Annotated in this window: 20 protein-coding genes; 6 read left to right on the forward strand and 14 right to left on the reverse strand. The window is 44.3% G+C overall.

From position 1 onward, the window contains the following. Positions 1-834: 834 nt before the first annotated feature. The 7 genes from asnB to BUA56_RS05735 form a co-directional block, all read right to left on the reverse strand. On the reverse strand, positions 835-2,685 hold the full coding sequence (gene asnB, locus BUA56_RS05705; protein ID WP_072849798.1) for an asparagine synthase (glutamine-hydrolyzing): 1,851 nt from the start codon (positions 2,683-2,685) through the stop codon (positions 835-837). A 19-nt stretch (positions 2,686-2,704) separates the two neighbouring features. Next, positions 2,705-3,283, reverse strand: coding sequence for a dipicolinate synthase subunit B (locus BUA56_RS05710; protein WP_072849800.1), 579 nt, complete (start codon positions 3,281-3,283; stop codon positions 2,705-2,707). Continuing rightward, the gene (locus BUA56_RS05715; protein ID WP_072849802.1) at positions 3,280-4,161 is read right to left on the reverse strand and encodes a dipicolinate synthase subunit DpsA; all 882 of its coding nucleotides are present in this window, start codon (positions 4,159-4,161) and stop codon (positions 3,280-3,282) included. Before BUA56_RS05715 ends, BUA56_RS05710 begins: the two co-directional genes overlap by 4 nt. Before the next feature lie 109 nt (positions 4,162-4,270). Beyond that, a complete protein-coding gene (locus BUA56_RS05720; RefSeq protein ID WP_072849804.1) occupies positions 4,271-5,629 on the reverse strand; it encodes an alanine/glycine:cation symporter family protein in 1,359 nt (452 codons plus the stop codon). 24 nt (positions 5,630-5,653) lie between these two features. Continuing rightward, positions 5,654-6,298 carry an SGNH/GDSL hydrolase family protein gene (locus BUA56_RS05725; protein WP_072849806.1) on the reverse strand — a complete coding sequence of 215 codons (645 nt, stop codon included), beginning with the start codon at positions 6,296-6,298 and terminating at the stop codon, positions 5,654-5,656. A 154-nt stretch (positions 6,299-6,452) separates the two neighbouring features. Further along, a complete protein-coding gene (locus BUA56_RS05730; protein WP_072849808.1) occupies positions 6,453-7,610 on the reverse strand; it encodes a YibE/F family protein in 1,158 nt (385 codons plus the stop codon). Between the two features lie 120 nt (positions 7,611-7,730). Next, positions 7,731-10,259: a metallophosphoesterase gene (locus BUA56_RS05735; protein ID WP_072849810.1), complete on the reverse strand. Its 2,529-nt coding sequence runs from the start codon at positions 10,257-10,259 to the stop codon at positions 7,731-7,733. Between the two features lie 210 nt (positions 10,260-10,469). On the opposite strand from BUA56_RS05735, the gene BUA56_RS05740 reads away from it, so the two are divergent. Beyond that, complete coding sequence (locus BUA56_RS05740) at positions 10,470-11,447, forward strand: SH3 domain-containing protein (RefSeq protein ID WP_072849812.1); 978 nt, start codon at positions 10,470-10,472, stop codon at positions 11,445-11,447. Between the two features lie 81 nt (positions 11,448-11,528). On the opposite strand, the gene BUA56_RS05745 is transcribed toward BUA56_RS05740, so the two are convergent. From BUA56_RS05745 to BUA56_RS05765, 5 genes are all read right to left on the reverse strand, one after another. After that, positions 11,529-12,572, reverse strand: coding sequence for a polyamine ABC transporter substrate-binding protein (locus tag BUA56_RS05745; RefSeq protein WP_072849814.1), 1,044 nt, complete (start codon positions 12,570-12,572; stop codon positions 11,529-11,531). Between the two features lie 33 nt (positions 12,573-12,605). Further along, positions 12,606-13,397 (reverse strand): ABC transporter permease, encoded by a 792-nt coding sequence (locus BUA56_RS05750; protein ID WP_072849816.1) that lies wholly within the window; start codon positions 13,395-13,397, stop codon positions 12,606-12,608. Next, on the reverse strand, positions 13,394-14,251 hold the full coding sequence (locus BUA56_RS05755) for an ABC transporter permease (protein WP_072849819.1): 858 nt from the start codon (positions 14,249-14,251) through the stop codon (positions 13,394-13,396). The genes BUA56_RS05750 and BUA56_RS05755 overlap by 4 nt, the downstream gene beginning before the upstream one ends. Next, entirely contained in the window at positions 14,229-15,323 is a 1,095-nt protein-coding gene (locus BUA56_RS05760) for an ABC transporter ATP-binding protein (RefSeq protein WP_072849821.1), read from the reverse strand. Before BUA56_RS05760 ends, BUA56_RS05755 begins: the two co-directional genes overlap by 23 nt. A 197-nt stretch (positions 15,324-15,520) precedes the next feature. Beyond that, positions 15,521-16,147: a DUF305 domain-containing protein gene (locus BUA56_RS05765; RefSeq protein WP_187143926.1), complete on the reverse strand. Its 627-nt coding sequence runs from the start codon at positions 16,145-16,147 to the stop codon at positions 15,521-15,523. A 174-nt stretch (positions 16,148-16,321) separates the two neighbouring features. Here BUA56_RS05765 and BUA56_RS22930 point away from each other — a divergent pair, with 174 nt between their 5' ends. Then, positions 16,322-16,498 (forward strand): hypothetical protein, encoded by a 177-nt coding sequence (locus tag BUA56_RS22930; protein WP_158640982.1) that lies wholly within the window; start codon positions 16,322-16,324, stop codon positions 16,496-16,498. Positions 16,499-16,905: 407 nt separating this feature from the next. On the opposite strand, the gene BUA56_RS05770 is transcribed toward BUA56_RS22930, so the two are convergent. Both BUA56_RS05770 and BUA56_RS05775 read right to left on the reverse strand, forming a co-directional pair. Then, complete coding sequence (locus BUA56_RS05770; protein WP_072849825.1) at positions 16,906-17,103, reverse strand: hypothetical protein; 198 nt, start codon at positions 17,101-17,103, stop codon at positions 16,906-16,908. A 145-nt stretch (positions 17,104-17,248) separates the two neighbouring features. After that, the gene (locus BUA56_RS05775; RefSeq protein WP_242946726.1) at positions 17,249-17,440 is read right to left on the reverse strand and encodes a hypothetical protein; all 192 of its coding nucleotides are present in this window, start codon (positions 17,438-17,440) and stop codon (positions 17,249-17,251) included. Positions 17,441-17,725: 285 nt separating this feature from the next. Here BUA56_RS05775 and BUA56_RS05780 point away from each other — a divergent pair, with 285 nt between their 5' ends. The 4 genes from BUA56_RS05780 (at position 17,726) to BUA56_RS05795 (ending at position 20,081) form a co-directional block, all read left to right on the forward strand. Beyond that, positions 17,726-17,938, forward strand: a complete 213-nt coding sequence (locus BUA56_RS05780) for a helix-turn-helix domain-containing protein (RefSeq protein WP_072849827.1) — start codon at positions 17,726-17,728, stop codon at positions 17,936-17,938. Beyond that, positions 17,928-18,578 (forward strand): response regulator transcription factor, encoded by a 651-nt coding sequence (locus BUA56_RS05785; protein ID WP_341443384.1) that lies wholly within the window; start codon positions 17,928-17,930, stop codon positions 18,576-18,578. The genes BUA56_RS05780 and BUA56_RS05785 overlap by 11 nt, the downstream gene beginning before the upstream one ends. After that, on the forward strand, positions 18,575-19,585 hold the full coding sequence (locus BUA56_RS05790; RefSeq protein ID WP_072849831.1) for a sensor histidine kinase: 1,011 nt from the start codon (positions 18,575-18,577) through the stop codon (positions 19,583-19,585). Before BUA56_RS05785 ends, BUA56_RS05790 begins: the two co-directional genes overlap by 4 nt. A gap of 97 nt (positions 19,586-19,682) precedes the next feature. Beyond that, positions 19,683-20,081: a hypothetical protein gene (locus BUA56_RS05795; RefSeq protein WP_072849833.1), complete on the forward strand. Its 399-nt coding sequence runs from the start codon at positions 19,683-19,685 to the stop codon at positions 20,079-20,081. Positions 20,082-20,083 lie beyond the last annotated feature (2 nt).

Here is a 20,083-nt window from a genome sequence, read left to right on the forward strand (position 1 = left end):
TATAGGGACAAGTCAGCTCGAGGCTCCGTTCCCCTCAGCTAAGTCCTACCAGCTGCTAAACTCGTCAGGAAAGCCTTCCTCGTTAATCAGCTGGTGGACTGGATCTTCGGCTCACTCCGCTTAACCTCCCTGACTTGTCCCTATACCCCGGCCCCTGGACTGGCCCTGTCTCCCCGGTGCTCCCTCCTATATCCTGACAGAAACTCACTTCACATTCACGGAAAACGGGTGGGAAAGGTCGAGAGTTGTACACTCTTCTTATTTCGTACTATTTGTAACTCGATGTTTTGGATAACGCCCAAACTCATTACAGTGATTAATTCCACTCTATCTGAAGATATCACAGCTATATTCTATCTGACAATTTTACATTCATATCCTATGTGAATAATATCATTCCCCTTCTGATAAATTTACCCCCTGGAACTTTCTATACTCAGGTGAGAGAAATCCCGCGGCGGCGGCTGGCTGTTTCGGACAGGAGGGAGGCTTAAGTTCCGCGGACGATTCCGGAGGAGTGACTAGAGAGTCTTAGGCAAAACCGGGATTCCCGCAGGAGATTTTTTCGGCAGTCCGGGCCGAAAAAAAGTGAGCATGGGCAGAGAATGCACATCAAGCATTCTTTGCACATACGAACGGTGCTCCGGCGGGGATTCCGGTTTTGTCTTAGACTCTCTTCGCAACGGAGGTGTCCCCGGAACTTAAGCCTCCCTCCTGTCCAAAGCAACCAGCCCGCCGCCGCGGGATTTCTCTCACCGTCCCCCTGCCGCCTCATACTTACCGACTTAGATCACCTTGAGCCGTAGTCCAAGTAATTGCATTAAATCCCAATTTCTAAACCAATTCCACCCCATATGTCTCCATCCAATAATTCACCTGCAGCATATACGCCAGCATCTGCGGCCCTGCCATCAGCTGGCCGTACCAGGGTTTTCCGTAATCCGAAGGACTCTCAATGAATTTCTTAACTTTCCCGGTATCCAATAGCTTTCTCACCGGAGCCCCGGGATCTGACAAGACTTCCTGAAGCCTTTGGCCCAGCAAAGCCTCATACTCCGGATGATAGGTCTTTGGATAGGGGCTTTTTCTTCTCCAGAGCACTTCTTCCGGTAATTTTCCTGCCCCTGCTTCCCTCAGGAGACCCTTGACAATACCATCCGGACACTTCATCCTCCATGGGACGTTCCATATATATTCCACAATCCTGTGATCCGCAAGAGGAACTCTTGCCTCCAGTCCATTGTACATACTGGTTCTGTCCATGCGATCCAGCAGAGTAACCATAAACCACCGCAGATTGAGATAGGCAATCTCCCGGCGCCTGCTTTCCACCGCATCCTCTCCCTCCAGGCGGGGAGTTTCACCCACGGTCATTTCATAGGCCTGTTTCGCATATTCTTCCATGTGAAGTTCCTGGATAACATCTTCTGACAGCAGGACCTTCCTGGGCTCCATACTTGAGGACCAGGGAAAGGCTTCTGTCCGGAAAGCAACCTGTTTATGGAACCAGGGATACCCCCCGAAGATTTCATCCGCACACTCCCCTGTCAGTGTCACTTTATTGTAGTCGACCACTTTGGAACAAAAATACAGCAATGAAGATTCCACATCCGCCATACAGGGCAGGTCTCTGGCATCCACAGCCTGAAACAGATAGTCTATGAGTTCCATATTGTCACACTCAAGATAATGGTGGTTTGTCTGGGAGTATTCTACCATTTTATCCACCCAGGGCCGGTCTTCGCTGGGCTGAAAATCATTGGCCTTAAAATATTTTCGATTATCTTTAAAGTCAAAAGAGAATGTGTTCAGTATCTTGCCCTGCTTTTTCAATTCTTTGGCACAGATAGCAGTTACCAGGCTGCTATCCACTCCCCCGGACAGGAAAGTGCTTATGGGAATGTCCGAAAGCATCTGCTTTTTTACTGCATCTTCTACCAGCCAGGCTGTCTTTTCCACTGTCTCTTTATAGGAATCCTCATGGGGTCTGCTCTCCAGCTTCCAGTAAGCCTGATCCTGCAGAGAATCCTTAGCGAAACGAATCCTGTGTCCGGGCAGCACCTCTTTGATATTTCGGAAAACTCCCTTTCCATATGTTTTTGCCGGTCCCAGTGCCAGGATCTCGCAAAGCCCCTCCTTATCCACCTGCGGTTTTACTCCGGGATACTCCAGCAGCCCCTTAATCTCTGAAGAAAAGATCAGCGTATTATCCAGGAAAGTATAAAAAAGTGGTTTGATTCCCAGACGATCTCTGAACAAATAAAGAGTATCCTCTCCCTCATCCCATATGGCGATTGCAAATATCCCATTCAGTTTTTTAATATACTTCTCTCCATGGAGAATATACCCTGTGAGGATAACTTCAGTGTCACTCTCCGTCTCAAATACCGCTCCTTCCAACTGTAGCTCCCGCCTCAGCTCCTTCATATTGTAGATTTCACCGTTATATACTATTGTCCAGGTTCTTCCCCCTGTTTTCTTCTTCATTGGCTGATGCCCGGTCAAAAGATCGATGATAGCCAGACGGACATGGGCCAGACCGCAGTGGGGCGAAAGAAAAATCCCCTCATCATCCGGTCCTCTTCTCTTCTGCACTTTATTCATCCTGGCAAGCTGACACTCCCATTTTTTTCTCTCCTTTGTGAATTCACCCCTTAGATTACAAAATCCGGCGATACCGCACATAATTCCACCTCAATCTATATTATTGTATAATCGGCTGCAGCTGCCTGCCTTCCAAAGCAGCTTCCAGTGTGGGAACTAATAGTCCCGTATGGGCAATCATCGAGTTTGGCTTCTTCACCGGATCGTCCTGTCCAAAGGGCACAAAGTAAATGTGCTTGGCATTCAGCAGAAGACCTATATTCTTCATATTCATACCCAAGGCATCATTGGTGGATACAGAGATGACCAAAGGCTTTTCATTCCTGAGATGTGCCTTCGCAGCCATGAGTACAGGGGTATCAGTGATACCATTTGCCAGCTTAGCGATAGTATTTCCAGTGCAGGGAAATAAGACGAGAATATCCAGCAGACTTTTGGGTCCTATTGGTTCTGCCTGGGAAATGGACAGCATAGGGGGAACTCCGGTAATCTCCTCCGCCTTTTTTATAAAATCCTGTGCTTCACCAAACCTGCTGTCTATTGTCTGTGAGGCATTGGAAAAAATCGTCTGGACTTTCGCCCCTTCCTCCACCAGCTGCTGCAGTTCTGCAAAAGCTTTTTTATAAGTGCAAAAAGATCCGGTAAAGGCTATACCGATGTTTTTATTTTCTAATTTCATATTACAGCTCCTTCTTTGGAAAGTGTTAATTGGATAAGAGTTTCAGCAATCATTTTTCCGGATGAGCCCGGCGCATATTTCCCGGGAAGGCCAAGACAGAGACAAGCTTTCCGGTTCAGTTCTCTGGCCGCTTCATAGTCGACTCCCCCAGGGGCAGAGGCAAGATCAATGATAACACCGCGGTCCGACATTTTTTCCAGCAGACTGCGGTCTATCATTCTGCAGGGTACGGTATTGAAAATAAAAGAATACTGTCCCATATATTTATTTAATTCTTCCGGAGAAATCGTATCATCGGAAATGATAGACGCCATTGCCCTGGCTTCAGGGCGTCTGGCACAGACAGTAACATGACAGAACATTCCTTTTAAATAAGCGCAGAGAGTTCTTGCGCACCTTCCGTAGCCCAGAACCAGGCAGCTGCTGTGTCCCAGGTTTTCAGGACTGTTTGAGATTGCCTCTGCGATCGCCCCCTCTGCTGTGGCTATAGTGTTATAAAGAGTCAGGGCTTCATCCTCCATGAAATCATAAATATCCGCGCCCTTTCCTTTTACTTTTTCTCTAAACGTTTGCGGGATACATCCGGCATAGAGACACTGCCCCTTTTTCATTACCCGGCAAAGTTCCCCGAGTGCAGGAGGCAAAGCCCCGCTGGTGCTAAAAACATCTTTCTGATTCTTTGTGAGAGGGATAGGACCCACAATCGCGCGGGAACCACCGGCTAAGCTGTCCAGAGAATCTGCTCTTCTAACACTGTCTGCACATTCCGGCAGCCCGTAAGCGCAGATCCTGTATCCTTTATCCGCCAATATTCTGGCGCAGTATACCTGACGCATATCGCCGCCGACGAATCCAAAATCATATCTTTCTGGTGTCATATTCTTTCTCCCGGCAGTTTTAGTTCTTAATACTATATGTCCGGCATATTATTTATGTGCAAAAAGAGGCGCCGTTTTTTACCGGCGCCTCTCATACAGTAGTATGTAGTTATACTTGATTCTTTTTTCCTTTTCCGAAATAGCTATCTGTCAGTTTCACCACTACAGCTGCAAATATCCACAGGGATATCAGGTTGGGGAGTGCCATCAGGCCATTGACCGTATCCGCAAGATTCCAGACTACGCTGACATTAATAACGGACCCCAGAAAAGCAAATACACACCATACAAACCGGAAAGGCTTTACTACCTTATCCCCGAACAGGAATGTCATACCGGTTTCTGCATACCAGGACCATCCAAGCAGTGTAGAAAAGGCGAACAAAATGGTGGCAACGATTACGATAATGCTCCCCCACTCTCCGGGAAGTCCTACAGAGAATGCATGTGCACTGAGGGCTGCGCTGGTTTCCCCGGAATTCCATACGCCAGTCGTCAGAATAACGAGAGCTGTCATAGTACACACAACAATCGTATCAAAGAACACTTCCACAATACCAAAGACCGCCTGCTCGCAGGGATGATCAACAGAAGCTGTGGCATGGATCATCGCGGAAGATCCAATTCCTGCCTCATTGGACATAATCCCTCTTGTAACGCCCTGCCGGATGGCAAACCCAATGGTGGCTCCTGCAAAACCGCCTGTTGCTGCCTTTCCCTGAAATGCACTCGTCACAATCAGTCCAATGGAAGGAAGAATCTGATCTGCGTGGAGAATTAATATTACAAGGCCGGCCAGGAGATAGATGCACCCCATCACTGGAGTAAGGATAGAGGTTACACGGCCAAGGCGCTTCACGCCCCCGATAACAACCGCGCCTGTCAATACTGCAAAAATCAGGCCTATCAGCCATGCAGGCACGCTGTATGCATCTAAGGAAGACACTACCGTATTCGTCTGCAGCATATTGCAGCTGATCAATCCCACAAAGGTAGCTGCAAATGCAAAAAATCCGCCGAGGAATTTTGCAAGCGCCTTATGATTGGACAGGCCGTTCTTCAGAACATACATAGCGCCTCCATGCCATACGCCGTTGTCATCTTTTTCCCTGTATTTCATAGCCAGTGCAATTTCTGAATATTTGGTGGCCATACCAAAGATAGCAGCCACCCACATCCAGAAGATGGCTCCGGGACCTCCTATTGCCAGAGCAGCGGCGACCGCTGCAATATTGCCCACACCGATGCAGGAGGACAAAGCTGTTGCCAGAGCCCAGAAGGAGCGTATCTCACCATCTCCAGTCTTCTTTTTTCCGAACATGGATTTGAATGCCAATCCAAACTTTCGGAACTGAATTCCTTTTGTCCGGAAGGTAAGGTAAATCCCTGTTCCAAAATAAATCACCAGCATGTAAGGGCCAAACAAAAAACCTGTCATTGTCGTTAACACTTTATTTACTGCATCCATATTCCTGCCTCCTTCTCACTTCTGCTAGACCAGCAGTTCTTTCACTTTTTTCTTCAGCGCTTCCGCCAGCTTCCTGTGCCCCTCCGCATCCAGATGAACGGCATCCACGGTACTAGCCTGGCAAACCTCCTGAGCATCCAGATACTCACATCCGTACTCCCGGCACAATTCCTCATAAAATGGTGCAATCTCACGGGAACGCCATTCACAGCCTCTGCCCATATTCTCCCCCAGATCTGTTTCCGGCAGATTGTCGAGTATGTGAGGCGGGGCTACCAGAAGTATCTTCGGCACCTGCTCCTCCCTCCCGGAACGGGAAATCAGAACAGCATCCAGCATGCGCCGCATACTTCTGGCTATGTTATAGCCGTTCAGCTGAAAGCGTTCCTGTGTGTCATTAGTGCCCAGCATAATAATAAGCAAATCCAAAGGCCTGTGTGTCTGAAGACAGGGAATAAGATATTCCAGTCCGCTCCGATATCCGGTGACAGGATCCTCCCACACAACGGTTCTGGAGTTTAATCCTTCTTCAATCACATAGAATTCCTCCCCAAGAAGCTCCTGAAGCCGGCCCGGCCAGCGGATTTTCCTATCGTACCTCAGCTTTCCGCTGCCGGGTATGTAGCCCCACGTATTGGAGTCTCCATAGCATAAAATTGTTTTTTCCACAAGTTCACCTGCTTTCTTTATCTAGTTTCGGCTAAAAATGGGCCGACTTGAATGTTTTAAAGATTCATCCTCCTTTATTTAAATTTTATAATGTTTATAATTTTTTGCTATTTTTTATTCATTTTTTATATTTTAACACTTATTTTGTTTATTGTCAAAACCAATTTGCATCAGGAGATCTGTGTCTGGAATATAATACTGCACTCAGCAGTGCCCCTATGGGAACGGTCATGATAATTGCTATGGTCCCGGAAATCCCCTGTGCAATCTCCATTGCGATAAAATCAGAATTCATAAGCTGCGCGTACTCTACTCCATATGCCTTCAGCATAAGAAGTGTCGTCAATGAGCTTCCTGTAAAAGCAAGAATCAGGGTATTGCACATGGTTCCAATCATGTCTTTCCCCACACGCAGCCCTGACTGAAATAATGCCCGGGGAGTGATATCTGCTTTGTGGCAGGTAATCTCATAGAGAGAGGAGGCGATGGATAATCCCACATCCATTACGGCACCAAGACTGGAAATCAGTATTCCAGCAAATAAAACCTGTGATATCTGCAGTCCCGTGTTCTGAGAGATCAGAATCAGAGCTTCCGCCTGATCTGTGTTAAATCCGCTTACATGTACCAGGGATGCTATAACCTGAAATATAATCCCTGACAAAATGACGCCCATTCCTGTAGCTATGGTTGCCACCCAAGTCTTTTTATGATTGCCGTTCAATAGAAACAGAGATACCGCAGCAGTTATTACAACAGTAACAATGCAAACCCAGATGGGGGAATAGCCATTAAAAACCATCGGCAGCATAAATCCCAGTATGGTATACATAGTAAATAAAAGACTTACTGCAGAACGTAATCCTTTTCCTCCCCCGATCAGGACCATAATGCCAATCATAATTCCCCCGAACATAAAAATAACCGGTGCCCGGTAATAGCTGTACACCGTGATCAAAGTTTCCGCTTCCAGGGGATTATCAATGCAGGCAATAAAAGCCTGGCCGCTGTGCAGCCTCACATTATGAGTGGTTGATAGATAATTATCAATAAGAACCTCTTTTCCCTGAAAATCTCCCTGAAGTATTCTCGCCCGCAGAGTCTGGACTCCATAGTATCTGCCCTTGGTCGTTTCGTCTTCCCGCGCGTTCTCTTCCACTACTTCTATTACCTCAGCTTTTGCATAACCCAGGCTTTCGCTGTTTATCAGAGAAAGAGTAACAGGATTTTTGTCATTATAAAGATAAACCCCAAAACTAAATACTATAATCAGCAACAGGAAAATGATATCTGTCTTCTGCCTTTTCTTCATTTATTTAACTCCTTTTTTTGACAAAGTTTCCAATAAAGCGTCAGGCGGCAGATGACTGTCACCTGCCGCCTATTCTATAGTTCTTGAGTGTTCAAAACCAACAGAAGCCTTTTTGGTATATTACGGATTTACACATGCTCCGCTCTGGTCAAAACGGTACATTTTCCCATTAATTTTTAATGACTGGCCGCTGACCATTGCCCCATCTCCCTTCAGATAGTACCAGGTAGTTCCAAGTTTTATCCATCCGGTAGCCATCGCCCCGCTTCCTTTCAGGTAGTACCAGGTTCCCCCCACCTGTACCCAGCCGGTAGCCATCGCCCCGCTTCCTTTCAGGTAGTACCAGGTTCCCCCGTCCTGCAGCCAGCCGGTAGCCATAGCTCCGCTGTCTTTCAGATAATACCAGGTCTTACCAGTCTGTATCCAGCCAGTGGCCATGGCTCCGCTTTCTCTCAGATAATACCAGGTTCCTCCCACTTTGACCCAGCCGGTAGCCATGGCCCCGCTTTTGCTGAGATAATACCAGGCGCCGTTGGTATCCAGAAACCATCCGGTGCGCATATACCCCTTTTCGTCAAACGCATACCAGATACCGTTAATCTCCGCCCAGCTATTCGTCTGATAGGTTCCGTCAGAGAGCTTTAATCTCCAGCCCCTCCCATCATTTTCCCAGGTCTTGGTGATTGGTTTTTCATTTGTGGTTTTATGAATGGTAAATTCATCTACAACAGATTTGTCTGAGGTTCTGTATGTGGTAATCCGGAAAGTGTTCTCAGATACATCAATCTTAGAGATATTGGGCACATGCTCCTGATTTTTGACCGCCACATAATCTCCCTCCAGATTCGAAGAGAATTCATAATACTTACTGCCGCTGGCAGAGTTGGCAGTAATATAAACAATACCGGACGGATCTGTGATTTCACTGATTGGCTCTCCGTTTTCATCTGTGGATTCCTCCACCATAGGTTCCAGGCCATCCATCATGTAGCTTCTGGTATATACATGGTCATGTCCCATGAGCACTGCATCGATACCAAGCTCTTTAAATACCGGTGCCAGTGTGCTTCTCCTGGAAAGAATATCGTTATCTACCGCATGGCTGGCTGTACTGTAAATAGAATGATGGAATATAACGAATTTCCAGTCTGTGCCCGGATTTAAATTAATCGCATTCCTCATGAATTCTTTATGCTCTGCCGTACTTTGATTGTTAGAATTGATTACCAGGAACAAGGAATTGTTATATACATAATAGTAATCACCGTTGGCATTGCCTTCCCCGCAGTCTCCCAGCTGGCTTACATTAGGCAGATTAAAGTGTGTATTATATGCGGTACCTTTGTAGTCATGATTCCCCACAGCAGTGGCAAAGGGTACGCTGTACACAGGACTTCCGTCATAATTAGCCAGATAAGCGTCATACTGAAGTTCACTGGTTCCTGCCTCCACATGGTCGCCTGCATTCTGGATAAAACTAACCTCAGAAAATAAAGGATCCTGCTGAATAAGATTCAGGGTGTTTCTCCATCCGTCCTTATCTGCGTCCAGATCTCCGGACGAACCAAGCTGAGGGTCTCCTGCAAAGATAAAGCTGAAATCACCGGATGATTTTGTTTTCGTGGCATACACTTGTTCTGACCAGATTCCATTGTTTCCCACTCGATAGACATACTCAGTGTCCTCCTCAAGGCCGGACACAGTTGCCTGATTGCTGGTGTACACCTTTCCCTGAGTAAGTGTCTCCACGGCCTCAAAGGTCTCTGCCTTTTCTTCCGGAAAAGCATCCCCGGTCATATCAGATTTTTTAGCGAACTGTACTTGTCCCCCCTCTGTCGCCAGAGAATACCAGGTAAGATTTAATTCCGAAGGTGTAGCTCCAATGGTCAGGGAAACCGCTTTTACAGCATCTCTGTCCGGCAGAGTTGCTGTGTCCGGGTGCAGATCCAGATGTCCGAACTTAAAGTACCCCTGGCTGTCAGCTTCTGTCTTATGCAGCTCCACTGCAATTACATTCTGGCCCTTTACCAGCATCTCACTGATATCCCGCATAGTCACATCCGCCTGGCGGATATTCTCTGTATCCCCGTCTTTGCTGCCGTATCCCAGATTATCTTTGTGGGAACCATTTCCAGTATCTTCCGTCTTATATCCCACATCCGGAACATTTAAAGATGTCAGCTGCTGCCCGTTTACGTAAATGATAGCCGCATCTTTATAGTCAAAAGTAAGATGAAGGCCCTCTATGGCACTGGGATCCTCCACTTCAAAATATCCTCTGAAAAAATATGCCTGTGATTCTGAATTTAAGGTTCCATCCAGTGTATCGAAGGAACCTGCATGAGTCTCCCAATCCGTGTCATTGTAAACACTGGAATCCTGGGCATTTGTGCCGTATTTCCTTGTCCAGCCGTTATACTGCCCCCATTTGTCCTTTGCAACTGTTCCGTCTGCGGGATCCCCATTCTGAAAATACTTCCACTCATACGCTGAGTCCATGGCATACCCCGCCCCGCTGTACGGGGAGACATTTTCTTCTGCACTTTCTGCGCCTTCCTCTGTATCTGCCAGTACGCTGCCTGCGGTACCAAATACCATTGCCGCTGCCAGTACTCCCGACAGCCATCTTGCCGCATTTCTTTTTTTCATAAATTTCCTCCTCATTTGATTCTATTGATTTGAACATCGCTTACTATATCACTCCCCCGTAAAATTCAGGTAATTCTAATCAAATATCTGTGTAAAAAATAATATTTTACAAATTTATTATATTTTTATAAATAGTTTCCCAATGCGGTTGACCAATCCATTGCAAACTTTTACAATGAGCATAGGCTGAAAGCAGAAAGGGGGAACTCCATGAAACGTTCACTAAGCCTTATACTCGCAGCTGCCCTTGTCTTTTCCATGGCAGGATGCGGGGACAAAAAAGAGACAGAAGAGAAAACCACCCAGGAAACCACTACAGAAGCAGACACTTCTACCTCAACTGTCAGTGGAACCCTTGAAACCTTTACAGGCAGCTCCCTTACCATGACAACTACCGACGACAAAGAACTGGTATTTGATGTAACAGGCGCTACATTGGAATGTAAAGATGGCATGGCAGCCGGCGATGCAGTCATCCTCACCTATCAGGGAGAAATCTCAGGGACGGATACCAGCAAAGCTAAAGTAGTAAAAATAACCAATGAAGGGGTTGAGACCTTAACCGCTGAGGTAGAGACAGTACATACCATTTCCGGTACCATTGTAACTGCATCCTCCAGTCAGCTGTCCGTTAAAACCGATTCCGGCAAGATGACTTTTTCCATTCAAACTGCTGCGATAGACAGTTCTTTGGACTTGGAAAAGGGAGATGAAGTATCCATTGATTATATAGGAAGTATCAATGATACAGACACAAGCGGAGCTCAGGTAGTTAAGGTAAGCAAAGATTCGTCCTCCAAAAAGAAGTCTGAAGAAAAGGAAAAGACACAGACTGCTGAAAAAGAGGAGGAAGAAGAAAAGCCAAAGGAGGAAACTCAGACTCAGCAGGAAATGTCCATTGCCGATGTGAATGAAACTGTCTATGCAGCTTCAGATGTATATGTACGAAGCTCTTACGACAAGAATTCCAGCATTGTAGGGACACTCCGCGGAGGCGAATCTGTGGTACGCACAGGCAACTGTGCCAACGGATGGTCCAGGGTTATATTTAACGGTCAGGAGGGCTATGTATATCAAAGCTATCTGACAACCCAGTCTCCGGAGCAGGAAGTGCCGGCTGAGCAGGAGGAAGATACTTCAGACAGTAATCCCGAAGGGGAGCAGGATTCTGCTGAGGAAAACGAATAATTAATACAAAGAAAGCACAGGCAATAAGGATGTCTCTTTCCTTATCCTGTGCTTTTCTTTTATCCCATTATGTAAAGCTCCTTAATCACAGGCAGCTTTAAATTCCGTCCAGTTTTTGTTATATGCTTCGTCAGCCTCCGCACTCACATTTTGAACAATTTCACCTTTTGTGACATCAGAAGGTACCACCAGATTTGGGTTTACCAGGGGATCCGCTTCCTTATTGGTGCTGTAATAGCCAATATAATTAAAACACTCTGCCGCTTTTTCAGGCTCTAAAATATAGTTCAGGAACTGATGAGCTGCCGCCGCATTGGGGGCATCCTTAGGAATAAATGCAGACATTATTCCGAATCCCAGCCCTTCCTGAGGGTATACAACCTTTAAATCAGGATTCTCACTGAGTGCCTGAGTTACCTGGGAGGTGTATAAAAATGCTACCGCTGCCTCGCCGTTCAGCAGTGCGTTCTGTGTATTGTCGTCCTGTATCATACGCACATTGGGCGCCAGCTCCAACAGTTTCTCACCTGCTTCCCCGATCACTGCGGTATCCTCCTCATTCATTGACTTACCCATCGTTAACAGTGTGATACCGTTTATGACACGGTAATTCGCTGTCAATGCCACCTTATCCTTCAAGGCTTCATTCCAGAGATCTGCATATCCTTTTATTTCAAAGTCCACCTGTTCCGGATCATAGACAATCAAAGGGATCCCGGCTCCGTAAGGCACGGTATACTCATCCTTGGGATCGTAGAACTGGCCCTGGTAAAGGGGATTAATATTTTTATAATTAGGTATCTCTGCTTTATCTAATTTCTGAACCAGATCCTGGCCCACTGCCTGTTCAATGATGTAGTCATCCGCGATGACTACATCATAATCTCCGCCCTTTGCCTGGGACAGCTTTTCCAGCATGGTCTCATCCGTATCAAAATTAGAATAAACTACCTTTACGCCTGTCTCTTCCTCAAATCCGTCAAGCACCTCCTGGGGAAACATACCTTCCCAGGTAAAAAGCACCAGCTCCTTTGAGTCGTCTTCTTTTTTCTCACCGCATCCGCTGATAAGAGCAGCAGCCAGCACTACACTGAGCATGCCCAGAAGTTTTGTTCTTCTCTTCATAATAACTCTCCTTTACATTAAGATTGAACATGATTAGTTTCCTTTATCTGTTCTTCTTCCCCGGTTCCCCAGGGCTGAAGTGATAAATAATATGAAAATAACAGTAATCAGAATCACAGTGCACAGCGCGTTAATTTCCGGTGTCACGCCGGTTTTCAGCTGTGTGTATATTTTAATGGGCAGCGTGTTCAGTTTAGGTCCATTTACAAAAATACTGATTACTACGTCATCAAATGACATAGCAAATGCAAGCAGACACCCGGACATCACGGCAGGCATAATCAATGGCAGTGTTATGTCAAAAAAGGTCCTGACCTGGGTTGCTCCCAAATCCCGGGCTGCTTCCGCAATGGATTTATCAATACCAACCAGCCGCGCCTTCACCATCATAAAAATGTAGGGGATACAAAATGTAGTATGTGCAATTACCAGGGTTGTCATACCAAAGGGCAGATTCAAAAGTGAAAAAAATGCCAGAAAAACCATTCCTAAAATAATTTCCGGAATCATAATGGGAAGTGTGGAGATGTACTCTACAATTCCTTTGCTTTTATAATTTACTCTGGCCATGCCAATGGCCCCAATGGTACCGATAACGGCCGAAACCCCGCAGCTGAGTACCCCCAGGACAATACTGTTCCAAAGGGCTTCCCTCAGTCCCTCATTATGCCAAAGGGTCTGATACCATTTCAGGGAAAACCCTGTCCACGCCGCCGTAAGTTTTGACTCATTAAAGGAAAATACCACAACAAATACCAGAGGCAGATACATGATTATCATGATGACTGCCAGATAAATATTGGGAAGTTTTGTTCTGTTTTTCAAAATATCCCCTCCAAATCCTTCACATGAGTGATGCTTCTGTAGAGATACATCATCAGAGATGTCATTACCATCAGCAGAACAGCCAGTGCGGCAGCGAAGGGCCAGTTGCTCCCTCTTGTCAGCTGATCCTGAATCAGGCTACCCACCAGTACAATCTTATTGCCTCCCAGGATATCAGCAATGAAAAATAATCCCATAGAAGGCACAAAGGTGAGAATCACGCCGGACAACAGTCCCGGCAAAGTCAGCTTCAGCGTCACCGTCAAAAAAGCGTACATAGGTGAGGCGCCCAGATCTCTGGCAGCTTCTACCAGCGACCAGTCCATCTTCTCCACACTGGAGTACACCGCAAGCATCATAAACGGCACAAGCGCATAGACCATACCGATAAGTACTGCAGGATAAGAGTATAAAATCTTTAGCGGCTCATCAATTACACCAAGAGCCATCAGCAATTTGTTAAATACACCTTTTGCCTGAAGTATTATAATCCATCCATACATTCTAATCAGAGAGCTGGTCCAGAAAGGCACCATAATCAGAAGCATCATCCTTTTTTTCCATTTTGCAGACAGCTTAGCCATAAAATATCCAAATGGATAACCTATCAGCATGATTAACAATGTGCTGAAAAAGGCCAGCTGGAAGGACTGTGCAAAGCTCTGAAGGTATACCGGCTCAAATATCTTCTTATAATTTTCCAGGGTAAACTTCCATGTTACTCCCCAGCTGTCATTATTCGTGGCAAAGCTCAGTCCGATCATGTAGAGAAGCGGCCCCAGCACAAAAATAAGTGTAAACAGGTACAAAGGAGCAACTGTAAGAAAAACTTTAGAATGTTTCTTTTTCGTCATTCTGTTCCTCCCTGTCTACGATAATTGCATCAGCGGGCTTCCATCCCACACATACTTTCTGCCCAATCTGTACATGAGAGTCAATGCCGTAGCGGCTGGCTATAATCTCTTTTCCATCTTCCAGTCCAATCACCATCCGCAGCTGGCCTCCGGAGAAAGATTTTTCAAGTATTACGGCTGGCAGAGCCTCTTTGCACTCCTCACAGACAAGGATATTCTCGGCCCGCACAGCAATGGTTATCTCCTGCCCAATCTGTTCCCGGTTCGGGTCTATGATTACTTTGATCTTTCCCGTGCTGATTTCAACAAGAGCCTCCTCTCCCTGAATCTGAACAATCTTTCCTCTGACAATATTGGCATTTCCCACAAAAGTAGCCACATAACTGGACATAGGGTGATTATAGACCTCATCCGGTGTCCCGATTTGTTCCAATACCCCTTTATTCATTACCACAATTCTGTCCGACATATTGATGGCTTCTTCCTGATCGTGTGTAATATATAGGAAAGTGATTCCCAACTTTTTCTGAAGCTTCTTAAGCTCCAGCTGCATGGCCCTGCGAAGCTGCAGATCAAGGGCTCCTAAAGGTTCATCTAAAAGCAGTACCTTTGGGTTATTTACCAGTGCCCTGGCTATCGCCACTCTCTGCTTCTGTCCCCCTGACAGTTCCTGGGGCATTCTCTTTTCGTATCCGGACAGCTGAACAAGCTCCAGAATCTTTTTTACTTTTTCTTTAATTTCTGGCTTCGGCATCCTGCGAAGCTTCAGGGCATAGCCAACATTTGCCTCCACGTTCATATGGGGAAACAAAGCATAATTCTGAAATACGGTATTCACATCTCTCTCATGAGGTTCCAGCCCGGTGACATCTCTGCCCTCCAGTATCACCTGTCCTTTATCCGGCATCTCCAGCCCCGCTATAATACGAAGTGTAGTTGTCTTGCCGCATCCGGAAGATCCTAAAAAAGTAATGAATTCTCCTTTTTTAATCTTCAGATCAATTCCATTTAAAACCTCTGAGCTTCCAAAGCTCTTTTCAATCCCTTTCAGCTCTAGTATACTATCTTCCATGTATGTATCCTCTGTTCTTTGTTGAGTAAAAATACCCAGTTTCTTCTTCAAACTCCGATTTTACCATCTTTTTACTAATTATGCAAATCTTATTATAACACAAAAAGATTTAAGTTGTAAAATTTTACCCAATCCCAAAGATAAGTTCCTCTCAAAAGTAATGCCGGACCTGGCAAACGCCGGGTCCGGCATAGCTGTCAATGGGCGTGATTCCCTCCCCCTGATTCCTGCAGATAAGACTGCATCTGGGTGATTTCCTCCTCCTGCATAGAAATCACATTATCGGCAAACTGTTTCACTTCCTCATCCTCTGTATAAGCCAGGATCAATCTTGCCATATCCACTGCCATCTGATGATGCATGGACATTCCCTGAGCAAATGCCCGATCCAGATCCTCTGTCTCTGTCTCGTGATCCTCGTGGTTCTCCATCATAGCATTATATTCTTTCAGGTATTGCTTTTCTTTCTCTTCATCAGAGGTCCCTGACTTCTCCAGTCTAGCAGTCATGTCCTCCATCTGTCCTATTTCTTCTTCCTGAGCAGTGATAATAGTATTGGCCAGTTCGCTGAATTCTGCCTTTTCGCCCGCATACTTTAAATAGCTCTTTGACATTTCAATAGCAGATTTGTGATGGGGAATCATGCCCTTCAGGAAATCAAGAGATGCATTGCCCGTCCCTTTTATCTCCATGTCATCCATCATCTGGTCCATGATCTCATCCTGCTCCTGAATATATGCGTCTGTGTCTGAATCCTTGGTTCCACAGCCGCCTATAAGCATAAGAGTACAGAGTAAAACAGTAATCACCTTTATTTTTTTCATAATATACCTCCACAGTAATGTAATCTAGCGTTAGTATTCCCTTATTGTCCTCAAACATTCTTTTATGAGAAGATTATCCCCGTGTGACCGCCGTGTTACCTCATTCCTGTATATATAGTTTATCTTGGGTATTGTCTCCTTATATCTGAGGAATATATACGCGGAGGTTTTTAAATGAAGCTGTCAGAATTGATGATAATCCTGGAAGGAAAATGGATTGAAAAGGGGCTGAAGCCTGACCACTATATAGACAATATGACACCCCCAAAAGAACTGTATCACAGAATTGTACAGGAGCTAAAGGATAAGGGGATTTATCATGAAAATGATTCTGAAGGTGCTGTATTGTAGAATAGGTGATTGGATACAGCTGCTTTTACGGACATCAGATGTTGAAAATTACATTTAGTATTCTAAAAATTACATTTGACATACTGTATGTACTGTTGTATACTAGTAACGGATAGTTAGTAATACCACTCACTATCTCCCCCCTCAAGTTTAAGCGCCCTGCAGCAATGCAGGGCGCTTTTAATTGAAAGTAAAGTTTTATGCGGCATCTTAAACACACAAAAGCCTAATATACTTATATAAAAAGGTGAATTTATATGGCATATAATGCGAAAAAAAAGAATACACATTGGAATATCTTAGTAAACATTAAAGAAGTAAGATTTCGTGTTAAACCGGAAGAAAACGAAATATATGCTAATATAATTATATTGAGGGAGCGGTGGAAAGTCTGCCCTCCCTTGTGTTTATCCAATTTTCTTTTCTAACTCACTAGTCTTCCTAATCAATATTTCGTGGATTCTTACAACTTCATCAAATATCATGCTATCCATTGCCTTGAGTTCTGCAGTGTCTTTCATTTGCTGTCTTTTCAAGGACTTCATCTCATCCTCTAGCACTCCTACTTTTTCTAAGATTAAATCTAATTTTTCACTATCTGTCATTTTATTACCTCCTATATGAGTATTGTTAGAGCCTTACTCTCTTCAACTATCTTTAACATAGCATATATAGCACTATATGCCAATGGGGTTAATTGACTAATTTAATGTTTTTTTATATTCATTTATCGCATCTATATTTTGTAGATCACTCAGCCAGAGGACGCAACTTTTTCCGCAGTTCTTCCTGCTCCTGTTCGTAATCGTCGGATAGCATTTGAAATCTGCTGTCAGATAATTTCCCGTTGGCGTTGTCCTCGTGAATACGCTTAGATAATCGGTCAAGTTTTTCTATCCGGCGTTCCGCTTGTGTCAGTTGCCGCCACTTCCCCGTTTTCATTCCGGCAAGCTCCTTTCCCCGTCATAGCTCACTGTAAAACGGTAGAGCATTCTGCCGATTTTAGTGTTGCTTCGTGCTTTGGCAATTCTTGAAACAGCGGATTTCCCACTACGATATGCCCGTCACCGCACAGGGCGATTTTGCCAAACTTACGTAAAAGAAAAACGCTGTATTTTTCAAGTTGCAACGCTGATTAACATTGAATTTATAGAGTGTCTATTGAGTTTATTCGGTCAACCGTATATAATAAAGCAAAAAGAAAAACTTTACAGGAGGGCAAACAAAATGTTTGAATATATTTCTGCCCCGGCAGCTGCAAAGAAGTGGGGCATTTCCGAAAGGCGCGTGCAGAAATTATGTGAGGAAAATCGTATACCGGGTATAGCAAAAATTAGTCGTATGTGGCTGATACCAAAGGACGCAGAAAAGCCTATTGACGGAAGAACCAAACGCGGAAAGGAACAAAAAAATGAAGCCCTACAAAATAGTGATAATTGAAGATGAAGAATTAATACGAGAAGAATTAAAAACGCTTTTAGTCAATGCGGGGTATATAGTAGATTTTGTTATCAATTTTGCAAAAACAATCGACTACATTAAATCCGCTTTTCCCGATTTGATTTTGCTTGATATAAATTTGCCGGAGCAAGACGGGTATCGCCTTTGCAGCTCTATCCGCAGTTTTTCCACAACTCCGATTTTATTCATTACAGGACGCAACACAACAATGGACGAATTACAGGCATTAACACTTGGGGGCGACGATTTCATTACAAAGCCCTATAATATTCCTATTCTGCTTGCAAGAATCAATCTTCTTTTGCGGCGGGGAACATCCGAACAGATTAGTATAATGGAGCATAACGGGATTCAATTTAATTTGGTTGCCGGGACGCTTACAACAAACGGAAAAGGAATTGAATTAACGAAAACCGAGCTGAAAATCATGTACTATCTGTTCAAACATACAGGCGAGATTGTTCCCCGAATAGATTTAGTTGAATATTTATGGGACAATGAAATTCACATTGATGATAATACTTTAAGTGTGAATATCATGCGGATAAGAGAAAAGCTGCGTACTCTTGGGGCGGCTGATTTCATACAGACCAAACGCGGTATGGGGTACAAGATATGAAATTTTCAGACTATATGAAAGATAACCAAATAACATTACTTGTCTGTTTTGCCGGAGGACTGTTTTTCTCTGTTCTCCTTTTGGCTTTTGGCATTAGTCTGTCAGAAATGGCTTTGTTATGGGTATGCTTTGCAATCATTGTCTTTTTTACAATGTTCGCATATTTTCGGAAACAGCAAAAACGGATTCAATACTTGTTGGAAACAATGGAGACCTTGGACAAAAAATATTTAATTGCGGAGATTGCAGACAGACCAGAAACTGAATTAGAAAAAATTTATTTTCGGCTATTGAAAACTGCTCTGAAAAGTATGACTGATGAAGTGACTGAAATTCGTCGTTTGAATATGGAATATAAAGATTTTATTGAACAATGGATTCATGAAATCAAAGTTCCTATTACGGGGGTTCAGTTATTATGTGAGAATAACAAAACAGAAATCATGCGAAAAATCATAGCACAAACAGAACTTATGGAGCAAAGTATTGAAAAGGTTCTGTTTTATGCGCGTCTGGGCAGCGTGGAAAAAGATTATCTGATTAAAGAAATTTCGCTGAAACAATGTGTGCTTGAGGTGCTGTCCAGAAATAAACAATTTCTGATCCATAATAGAGTATGTGTTCATACAGATTCTATTTCCGATCTGGTTTATTCCGATAGTAAATGGCTTGGCTTCATTATTAACCAGATTATTTTTAACAGTATCAAATATTGCAGTGATAAGCCGCCTGTTATCCATCTCAAATCAAAGGATATGGGGGATTATGTTACCCTGTCTATTACAGACAATGGAATAGGCATTAAGCAGAGTGAAGTAAATCGGGTTTTTGATAAAGGCTTTGTCGGCAGCAATGGAAGAATGAGAAAAAAATCAACTGGAATCGGCTTGTACTTATGTGACCAGCTCTGTTTGAAATTGGGAATCGGCATTGATATAGAATCCGAAATTGGGTGCTATACGACTGTCCTGTTGCATTTTCCGAAAAGTAACCACTTAAATGTTTGATGTTATATCTTACAAAATTGTTAGATAGAATCAATAGACTTCTATACAACCGCCTTGTATTTCCGTATAGAATAGGAACAAAAGGAGGCGTTTTATAATGAGTACAACAAAGAAAAAAAGAACACGCTTTATAATAGGTGTCATGCTGCTTTTGGCTCTTTGCCTGTTTTTTATGTTTCATATGGTGGGGAAAACAAAACAACTCCGCTCAGATAGCGCGGGAGTTGAATTTGTAACTGAGGGGGAAGTAGTAACCTGTTTGAATGTAAGAGGAACTTTCCCTTACACGTCCATTGTTCCGAAACTTGCCGAAGAACGCAAGACCGATTCAAGTGGAAATATAACAGAGGTTTATGTGATGGAAGCAGAAATATCTCTGAATACGAAAAATACTATGAAGCTCTATTTTGAAAGATTAGAGGGCGCAACATATACCTACATTCTGAAATTTGCGGATAAAGATATAATCATTTCAAACAGAAAGGTGGTGGAATGAAA

Origin of the sequence: Lactonifactor longoviformis DSM 17459 (assembly GCF_900129135.1) — a bacterium.
In the GTDB taxonomy this organism is placed as follows: Bacteria; Bacillota; Clostridia; order Lachnospirales; family Lachnospiraceae; genus Lactonifactor; species Lactonifactor longoviformis.

Excerpts from the sequence above, each read along its gene's own strand:
- BUA56_RS05765 (WP_187143926.1), bottom strand. The coding sequence starts at position 16,147 with ATGAAAAAAATAAAGGTGATTACTGTTTTACTCTGTACTCTTATGCTT.
- BUA56_RS22930 (WP_158640982.1), top strand. The coding sequence starts at position 16,322 with ATGAAGCTGTCAGAATTGATGATAATCCTGGAAGGAAAATGGATTGAA.
- BUA56_RS05745 (WP_072849814.1), bottom strand. The coding sequence starts at position 12,572 with ATGAAGAGAAGAACAAAACTTCTGGGCATGCTCAGTGTAGTGCTGGCT.
- BUA56_RS05710 (WP_072849800.1), bottom strand. The coding sequence starts at position 3,283 with ATGAAATTAGAAAATAAAAACATCGGTATAGCCTTTACCGGATCTTTT.
- BUA56_RS05760 (WP_072849821.1), bottom strand. The coding sequence starts at position 15,323 with ATGGAAGATAGTATACTAGAGCTGAAAGGGATTGAAAAGAGCTTTGGA.
- BUA56_RS05740 (WP_072849812.1), top strand. The coding sequence starts at position 10,470 with ATGAAACGTTCACTAAGCCTTATACTCGCAGCTGCCCTTGTCTTTTCC.
- BUA56_RS05730 (WP_072849808.1), bottom strand. The coding sequence starts at position 7,610 with ATGAAGAAAAGGCAGAAGACAGATATCATTTTCCTGTTGCTGATTATA.
- BUA56_RS05755 (WP_072849819.1), bottom strand. The coding sequence starts at position 14,251 with ATGACGAAAAAGAAACATTCTAAAGTTTTTCTTACAGTTGCTCCTTTG.
- BUA56_RS05720 (WP_072849804.1), bottom strand. The coding sequence starts at position 5,629 with ATGGATGCAGTAAATAAAGTGTTAACGACAATGACAGGTTTTTTGTTT.
- BUA56_RS05795 (WP_072849833.1), top strand. The coding sequence starts at position 19,683 with ATGAGTACAACAAAGAAAAAAAGAACACGCTTTATAATAGGTGTCATG.
- BUA56_RS05735 (WP_072849810.1), bottom strand. The coding sequence starts at position 10,259 with ATGAAAAAAAGAAATGCGGCAAGATGGCTGTCGGGAGTACTGGCAGCG.
- asnB (WP_072849798.1), bottom strand. The coding sequence starts at position 2,685 with ATGTGCGGTATCGCCGGATTTTGTAATCTAAGGGGTGAATTCACAAAG.
- BUA56_RS05790 (WP_072849831.1), top strand. The coding sequence starts at position 18,575 with ATGAAATTTTCAGACTATATGAAAGATAACCAAATAACATTACTTGTC.
- BUA56_RS05775 (WP_242946726.1), bottom strand. The coding sequence starts at position 17,440 with ATGAAAACGGGGAAGTGGCGGCAACTGACACAAGCGGAACGCCGGATA.
- BUA56_RS05770 (WP_072849825.1), bottom strand. The coding sequence starts at position 17,103 with ATGACAGATAGTGAAAAATTAGATTTAATCTTAGAAAAAGTAGGAGTG.
- BUA56_RS05715 (WP_072849802.1), bottom strand. The coding sequence starts at position 4,161 with ATGACACCAGAAAGATATGATTTTGGATTCGTCGGCGGCGATATGCGT.
- BUA56_RS05780 (WP_072849827.1), top strand. The coding sequence starts at position 17,726 with ATGTTTGAATATATTTCTGCCCCGGCAGCTGCAAAGAAGTGGGGCATT.